We start from the raw sequence: 7,763 nt of genomic DNA, 5'->3' as shown, positions 1-7,763 counted from the left end.
GCGTCCACATCCAGAGCTTGAATCACATCAGACCGATTTTCCAAACAGGCTCTAATGTCTCTGAGGAATCTGACGGAAGCAAGTTAGTATAGTTGTAAAGGCGCGCCTCGCATAAGGTCTTTCCAAGAGGATAGCTTTCGCTTTCTACCCAATCTTCTCACGAGATATCATCCTGTCCATGTCCGATGTAAGGACAGTTCTTTGAGGATATGTACGGCCGATATGAAGGGCGATTGCCGCCTGTCTTCTTTTCACAAGCCGCCTAAAACAGGGGCCCGTCCCCACGCGGATATTTCCATTCGCTTATAACACCACTGAACCTATAAATGCGGCGTGGAAGATGATGGTGCCGAGTTGGCCCACTGTTACATGCCGATCGCGGCACCTGTTAAAGACAGCTGTCTGGGCGGCGCAAGCTACAGTATGGCCATTAGGGTCATAGGAAGGGTGCCGATCGTCGAAAAGCCGGTTCCGATCACGAATGTCCGCACTCCGGTATGCCGGGCCGGCGGTCGCGTGTAAAAAAAAGGGTCAACTGGATAATATTGATGATCACCCGAATACCAGAGAACCGGGCCTTTCCCCGACGTCCTGTCGTAAACATACGCTGGACGTCCGGTGTCCAGTTGGGTCTCAAAACCTCATCTGCACTATAGATGACGGGAAAGGTGGAAAGTCATTCTAGGGGAAGTTAAGGTTTACGGATAGGGTTCGCCGCTTTAATGTCTTATTATTGAAACGGAGCAAGACATTATGGCCGATACTGGGTTACCGCCACCAGTTTGTTCGTTTATCTTGAACGGAAGACCGCTTGGCACTCTCATTTGCGACGGCCAGAGCTACGCCGCGTTTTCCGGGAATGGCAAAGGGCAAGATAACCCGGCGATGACAAATGTCCCAGAGATCGGTGCCATACCGAAGGGACGCTATTACATCGTCGATCGTCCGACTGGTGGCCGGCTTGGCTGGCTGCGGGATGCACTCCACAATATAGCCAATTCGTCGGACAATACTTACTGGTTCGCGTTATGGGCCGACGATAAGCAGATCGACGACTGGACATATATCGAAGGCGTGAAGCGTGGTAATTTCCGCCTTCATCCTATCGGAACGACAGGGCGTAGCGATGGTTGTATCACCCTGAGCAATCCAGCTACATTCACACCACTGCGGGAGAGGTTGCTGAAGTCAAAGGAGGTGACCATTCCTGGAACTAGCGTTCGTTATTATGGGACTGTCATCGTGCGATGAAGCTGACTATTTGCATCCTCATCTTTCTGCTCTGCACTGCACTGATCGCGCGGGGGCTTCTCACTTCGCATGCCATTGGAGTTTGGATCGATGCGATCAATTACTCTGACTCATTTTCTGCATGGCGCGTTCGTCATGGGTGGGTAGGTGTTGAGAGTGAGAACGATCTCTGGGATCTGATAGGGTATTCCATAGGGGCTCTGTGCTCTCTCCCTATCAGTGCGCTCTTATACCGCCGTCTAAGTCGTTAGACTGGAGCTATGCTGTGGGGTCACCAGAGGGACCAGTATAGGCAACCTAGCGACTCCTAAACTTGGAGGGTCCGAAAAACGCGCTTTTCAGATTAATTTAAAATCGTAAGCCATTGATATTTCGATGCACGAAAGCCCCAGAATAGGGGGTTTTTCGAGCCCTCTGTCTGGTGCTGTGGAAAGACCGGATCGAGGCGCAACGCCAGATCGTCATCGGCGCGGGCATGGTGATGGTTTACGGCGTCTCACAGAAAGAAGGCGATGTCCTGCATGTGATCGTCCATCGCCTGGAGGATCTGACACGCCGTCCTGGCCTGATCAGTGGCGACGGCGAGCGAAGCGTCTCGGTTAACAATGTCGGCTTTCGGGAAACTGTCCCACCCGCCTGTATGTCGGACATGAAGGCGAAAGCAGACGCAGCACCGGTAAAACAGTCCACTGTGATCGTGATGCCTGCTCGCTGAATCACCCATCAGAAAGCGCCGCCCCTAATCCGGCGCGGGATAGGTTCTTGGAAACGTGATTCTGTCTGCTGGGCCGGGTGGTTCCGGGGAGCCTTTCTTTCCACAATCGGCCAAAGCCAGCAGCAGGCATCCCAGCAAAATCGGCGTGACGATGACCCGTTTCATGCGCCTTCTCCATCAAGGCGCATCAACCATGCGGCCGCCTGCTGCCGCACATTGACGCCAGAGGTGCCGCCTTCGCTGGTGCGGGAGGCGATGGACGCCTCGACCGTCAGCACCGAGAACACATCCTCGGTGATCTGCGGCTCAACTTCCTGCATCGCCGAAAGCGGCAGATCGGACAGATCCACGCCGTCAGCCTCCGCCCGTGCGACGATCCTCCCGGTGACATGATGCGCCGTGCGGAAAGGCAGTTTCAGAACCCGGACCAGCCAGTCAGCAAGATCGGTGGCGGTCGAAAAGCCTGAGCCCGCGAACTGGCGCATCCGCCCAGCGTCCGCCAGCAGGTCCCGGATCATGCCGTCGCATGCGGCCAGCGTCAGCGTGATCGCCTCGGTCGCCTCGAACACCGGAACTTTGTCTTCCTGCATGTCCTTGGCGTAGGCCAGCGGCAGGCCCTTCATCACCGTCAGCAGGGAGATGAGCGAGCCCGCGACCCGCCCGACCTTCGCCCGCGCCAGTTCCGCTGCATCGGGATTGCGCTTCTGCGGCATGATGGAGGAACCGGTGGTGAAGGCGTCGGACAGGCGGATGAAGCCGAACGGCGCCGAGCACCAGATGACGATCTCCTCCGCCAGTCGCGACAGGTGCATGGCCATGATGGACAGCGCCGAAAGATATTCTAGCGCGAAGTCGCGATCCGACACGGCGTCGAGAGAGTTTGCGGTTGGCCTGTCGAAGCCGAGCGTGGCCGCGGTCATGCGACGGTCTATGGGAAAGGACGTCCCAGCCAGAGCGGCCGAGCCGAGCGGGCATTCGTTCAGGCGCTTGCGTGCATCAGCCAGTCGCCCGGCGTCGCGCGACAGCATCTCGACATAGGCGAGCAGGTGATGGCCGAAGGTGACGGGCTGCGCGGTTTGCAGGTGCGTGAACCCCGGCATGGCCGTGTCAGCGTATTCCAGCGCGCGCGTGGCGAGAGAGCGCATCAGCGAAGCGGTCTGCCCGGAGACGCCGTCGATCGCGTCGCGCACCCACAGGCGGAAATCAGTGGCCACCTGATCGTTTCGCGAACGCGCGGTGTGCAGGCGCTTACCCGCCTCGCCAATCCGTTCGCTCAGCCGCGCCTCGATGTTCATATGAATGTCTTCAAGGGCCTCATCGAAGGAGAACGTTCCCGCCTCGATTTCCCCCGCGATGCCGTTCAGGCCGTCGCGGATAGCGGCCTCGTCCTCAGCGGAAATGACGCCGACTTTGGCGAGCATGGCGGCGTGAGCCAGAGACCCGGCGATGTCCTGACGCCACAGAGCCTTGTCGAAACCGATCGAGGCGTTGATTTCGCGCATGATCGCGGATGGCCCGCTTGCGAAACGGCCGCCCCATTGGACGTTGGCGCCGCCGCCCGTCTGTCCCGTCGGCCCCTTGCCCGTCACGCTCCGCTCCGTCATGCTCGCCTCATGCCTGATAGTCTTTCACGATGCTTTTTTCGTCCGGATACGCGCCTTGCGCGGCGCATAGTCCTGATCGCGGGCGGCAGCCTAATCGCAGGCGCTATCGGGCGCAAACCGGCATTCGCCGATGACGACGCGGCCAACGGCGCCCCGGTCGCGCCCGACAGGCTTGCGGCGCATCCGCCGAAACCAATGCCAGCACTCTCTTTCGCGGATGCGGGCGGGACTGCTCACGCGCTCGCAGACTATGTCGGCAAACCGGTCATTCTTCATCTTTGGGCGACATGGTGCCCTCCGTGTGTGACGGAACTTCCCACTCTGGCGCGTCTTGCGCCACAGTTTGAGAAGGACGGCGTCGTCGTTCTCGCCGTGTCGCTCGATCGCGGCGGCGCAGCGAAAGTAGCGCCATTCCTGACACATACCGGCGTGACGACGCTGCCGCCGTACTACGATCCGACGGCGGCTACGGCGAAGGCGCTGGATGAGGACGCCTTGCCGGTTACTGTCCTCATTGATCGGCAGGGGCGTGAAGTCGCGCGCCGATCGGGGCCAGTCCTGTGGGAGGCTCCTGGAGCTGAAGAGGCATTGCGCCACCTGCTGGGGTGAGTTCGTGCGCCATCACGCTTCGGGCTATGTGGCGTCCGCGCCATCCCACTCCTGCCGAAGCATCGCCATCATCACAGTGTCCCAGCGTTCCCCGTCGATCAGCACCGACGATCGCCGAACGCCCTCTTTTACGAAATTCTGCCTAACATAGGCGCGTATCGCAGCGACGTTCCAACTGTACACGTTCAGTTCGACGCGTTCGATCTGTGGGTGGGAGAACGCCCGGGCGACGGCCTCCCGCACCATGTGGCGCGCAAGCCCCTTGCCCCGCTCGCTCGGGGCCATAGCCACCCGACACAGCTTCGCCACCCCGTTGGGCCAGTCAAAAGCGAGCTGAACGTGACCGATCATCTTTCCGCTCTCGTCTTCAACCATCCAGCATGACGCTTTCGCATTCTCAATCGCCATTGGAGCCATCTGCGTGCTGTCGAGCGGATAAAGCAGTCCCGGGCCGCCCCATTGGACGACGTCTTTCTGACTTTGAAACCAACTGGATAGCGTCGCAAAGTGCTCCTCTGCGAAGAAGACGAGAGTTAACTGAGGGATCGGCTCGTTCGGGGTGGCAAGCATCTGAAATCCTGTCTAGCGCGCTGTTCTGAAACGAGTGCGGTCGCCGCCAGATCCTGACGTTCCGCCTATTCGGCGGGACGCAGGCTTAGTCGGGCGGAGGATTTCAGAAGAAGGGCGGAATGTAAATTTCTCACCGGGCCAGATATGGACGCCTCAAGGCATGCCGCATCCGACAAAAAGACGCCCTGTGTATTTTTCCTGTTGTTTATTCTGAGCGACCCTTCGAAGCGGGTTGAGCGCTCCAAAGGACCATGCAGGGCGGAAACCGATCAATACAACTCGGGAACGATCATCGAAGCCGGCGTTGGCTGGCGCTCGTAGTCCGGGTGATGAACACGCGCGGGCAGAACGATTTCAGGATGCGGCAGGGCCTGATACGGGACCAGCGACAAAAGATGTGAGATGCAGTTGAGGCGCGCACGCTTCTTGTCGACCGCCTGCACGACCCACCACGGCGCCTCCTCAATGCTGGAACGTTCGAGCATCGTCTCCTTCACGCGGGTGTAGTCCTCCCAGCGACGGCGGCTTTCGAGATCCATCGGGCTGAGCTTCCACTGCTTCAGCGGATCCTCGATGCGGGCGCGAAAACGAGCCTCCTGTTCATCGTCGGTTATGGAGAACCAAAACTTCACGATCTGGACGCCGCTGCGGACCAGCATTCGTTCGAACTCTGGGACAGAGCGGTAAAACTCTTCGTATTCAGCGTCCGTGCAGAAACCCATGACCCGTTCGACGCCCGCGCGATTGTACCAACTGCGGTCGAACAGAACGATTTCGCCCGCTGCGGGCAGGTGCGCGACATAGCGCTGAAAATACCACTGGGTGCGCTCCCGGTCGTTCGGCGCGGGCAGCGCCGCGACACGGCAGATACGAGGATTGAGCCGCTGCGTAATACGCTTGATCGCGCCGCCCTTCCCTGCCGCGTCGCGGCCTTCAAACAGGACGACCAGACGATGGCCTGTGCTTTTCACCCAATCCTGGAGCTTGATCAGTTCGCCCTGCAGGCGGATCAATTCACGAAAATAGACGCGGCGGAACGCGCGGTCTTCGGCGTCGAGAGGGCCTCCGACCTCCTCCTCTTCCAGCGACAGCTCGAATTCCTCATCGAGGTCGTCGATGATTTCGCGGCGCATCTGCACGCGCTCACGTTCTTCGGCTGACAGCTCGACCTGTTCCCACTCGTCCATCGTGCGCGCATCCCTGCTTCCGCGACGTTATTCGTCACATGGCTGTGGATACCGGTTTTGAGACGACGGCGATTTGAAACTTAGATGAAACTCGCAGCGGCTCAGAAGGTCGTCGTCATGTTCAGGCCCGCCACGAAGCCATTGGCGATCCCACCCGAACTGCCCTGGGCCATTCCGCCGACATTCCAGAAATACTGCAGATCCGGCTGAAGGTTGAGGTAAGGCGTCACCGCAATCTGCCACGTCAGTTCGAGGTGATTCTCAGGTTTCAGGTCGGCGGCGCCGGAGCCGCCAAGCCGTATCGCGTCGCGCGCGCTTTCCAGAGCCCGCCGCCCATAGAGCGTCGTCCCCCAAGCGATGCCGATCGTATCGTCAATACGCCCCGGAACCAGCCCGTCGAATGTCAGACCTGCTTCAACTTCCGACGCGAAACGATTTCGCACGCCGTCATTGGCGGTGGCGCGGATGAAGACGCTGATGGCTTTCTGCCGCCCCTTCGCCGCGCGCCACAGCATCTGGTCGATGACCGTATAGGCCATCCAGTTTCCGCGGTGGTAAAACGGCCTCCCGTCACTGTCAGGACTGCCCAGCAAGCCGCCACGATCATCATAACGTTGATCAGGGAAACGGCCGGTGTCGAACAGGGCGCCTACTTTCCATGTGCCGGGCAAGGCGGCGTTGTCTCCTGTGGCGAGCCTCCGCGCCGCATCGACCCAGAGCTGAGCTTCACCAATAAAGAGGGCTCCGCCTTTGGTTGAGAACTGGGTTCCCGATGGGTCGCGCTGATTGGCCGCGACGGAGCTATAGAACGGGCCGTGGGTCGGATTGTCGTCTGTCACCGCACCCATCAGCACCAGCGGATGCGCAGGCGCCCATTTTACGCGGACGCCTACAGCAGAATACGGCCATGACGGGCCGCCCGAATAGAGATTGCTCGACGTGGATAGCGGCCATCCAAAACTGGCGTTCAGGAAAAGCGATGCGTTTTGGCTGACCAGAAATTCGGTGTCGAGGTCAATCGATCCAACACGGACGTCCAGGCGATTTCCAAAAAAGCCCTGCCCGTACCAGAGTTCGAAGAGGCGCGTCGAACGTCCGGCGTCATAACCGCTGACCGCGTTCAACGACTGCAGACGCTCGTTGGTCAGCGACCGTCCACGTATCTGCAGCGCGCTGATGTTAAACAGCCCGTCATGCCACCCAAAGGCCTGCTGCGTGTTCAACTGGAGCGTGACGGCGGTAATCCCGTCATAGGCCGGACCGGGGGATACGCCGCCCGACGCCAATCCCCACAATTCTTCCACGTCTTGCAGATTGATCTGCACGCCGTGGCGATCGAGCCATGGCCTGACTCCCCCGGCATTTCCGAGCAATTCCGTGCTGGCGTCGCTGACGGCAGGCGCGAAATCCGGCGCCGGCGCCGGAAGCGGTACGCCCGATGGCAGAACATCGGTGACCAGAGGCGTACTGGCTGCAACCGCGTGCTCCATTGGCGCGACAAAACCGAACGCCACAACGATCAGAAGGCGGCTGAGGCGTGCGCCTACTTTGCGTGAAGGATCATTCGCCAGGAGCACCGCCGTCATCGGCGATTTTGAACTTGTCGAGAGGGTCCAGGACGCCAACAGGTCATCATCGCACAGAGGTTCGGGAGGTCGACTGACGTCCGGCAATGGTTCCCTCGGATCGACAGCGTAGGCCACGGGAGTTTCCTCCGGGAGAGGCGACGGCGAAAGTTAAGTTATCATGACCTCCAGCATCATGAAGAACCGTATCCTGTACCTGTCTGGCTTCGCTCCGAACTCTGTTGCGATGTGGCCGACAAAG

At 59.6% G+C, this 7,763-nt stretch carries 8 protein-coding genes; 3 read left to right on the top strand and 5 right to left on the bottom strand.

Translation table 11 applies throughout. The annotated features are described in order from the left end of the window. Positions 1-753 precede the first annotated feature (753 nt). Both J2D73_RS16010 and J2D73_RS16005 read left to right on the top strand, forming a co-directional pair. The gene (locus J2D73_RS16010) at positions 754-1,251 is read left to right on the top strand and encodes a DUF2778 domain-containing protein (RefSeq protein ID WP_207882857.1); all 498 of its coding nucleotides are present in this window, start codon (positions 754-756) and stop codon (positions 1,249-1,251) included. A gap of 421 nt (positions 1,252-1,672) precedes the next feature. Then, a complete protein-coding gene (locus J2D73_RS16005; RefSeq protein ID WP_207882855.1) occupies positions 1,673-1,966 on the top strand; it encodes a hypothetical protein in 294 nt (97 codons plus the stop codon). 24 nt (positions 1,967-1,990) lie between these two features. On the opposite strand, the gene J2D73_RS16000 is transcribed toward J2D73_RS16005, so the two are convergent. Beyond that, on the bottom strand, positions 1,991-2,131 hold the full coding sequence (locus J2D73_RS16000; RefSeq protein WP_207882853.1) for a hypothetical protein: 141 nt from the start codon (positions 2,129-2,131) through the stop codon (positions 1,991-1,993). Further along, a complete protein-coding gene (gene argH / locus J2D73_RS15995; protein WP_207882851.1) occupies positions 2,128-3,570 on the bottom strand; it encodes an argininosuccinate lyase in 1,443 nt (480 codons plus the stop codon). Before argH ends, J2D73_RS16000 begins: the two co-directional genes overlap by 4 nt. A gap of 9 nt (positions 3,571-3,579) precedes the next feature. On the opposite strand from argH, the gene J2D73_RS15990 reads away from it, so the two are divergent. Beyond that, positions 3,580-4,179 (top strand): TlpA disulfide reductase family protein, encoded by a 600-nt coding sequence (locus J2D73_RS15990; protein ID WP_207882849.1) that lies wholly within the window; start codon positions 3,580-3,582, stop codon positions 4,177-4,179. Between the two features lie 24 nt (positions 4,180-4,203). Here the strand turns inward: J2D73_RS15990 and J2D73_RS15985 are convergent, their stop codons facing one another. The 3 genes from J2D73_RS15985 to J2D73_RS15975 form a co-directional block, all read right to left on the bottom strand. Then, entirely contained in the window at positions 4,204-4,749 is a 546-nt protein-coding gene (locus tag J2D73_RS15985; RefSeq protein WP_207882847.1) for a GNAT family N-acetyltransferase, read from the bottom strand. A 269-nt stretch (positions 4,750-5,018) separates the two neighbouring features. Continuing rightward, positions 5,019-5,936, bottom strand: coding sequence for a polyphosphate kinase 2 (gene ppk2 / locus J2D73_RS15980; protein WP_207882845.1), 918 nt, complete (start codon positions 5,934-5,936; stop codon positions 5,019-5,021). A 101-nt stretch (positions 5,937-6,037) separates the two neighbouring features. Next, a complete protein-coding gene (locus tag J2D73_RS15975; RefSeq protein ID WP_341535110.1) occupies positions 6,038-7,639 on the bottom strand; it encodes a carbohydrate porin in 1,602 nt (533 codons plus the stop codon). Positions 7,640-7,763 lie beyond the last annotated feature (124 nt).

It is taken from the genome of Acetobacter sacchari, from assembly GCF_017377715.1.
Taxonomy (GTDB): Bacteria; Pseudomonadota; Alphaproteobacteria; order Acetobacterales; family Acetobacteraceae; genus Acetobacter; species Acetobacter sacchari.
The sequence above is the reverse complement of the archived record's forward strand: the minus strand, read 5'-3'. Positions and strand labels throughout refer to the sequence as shown.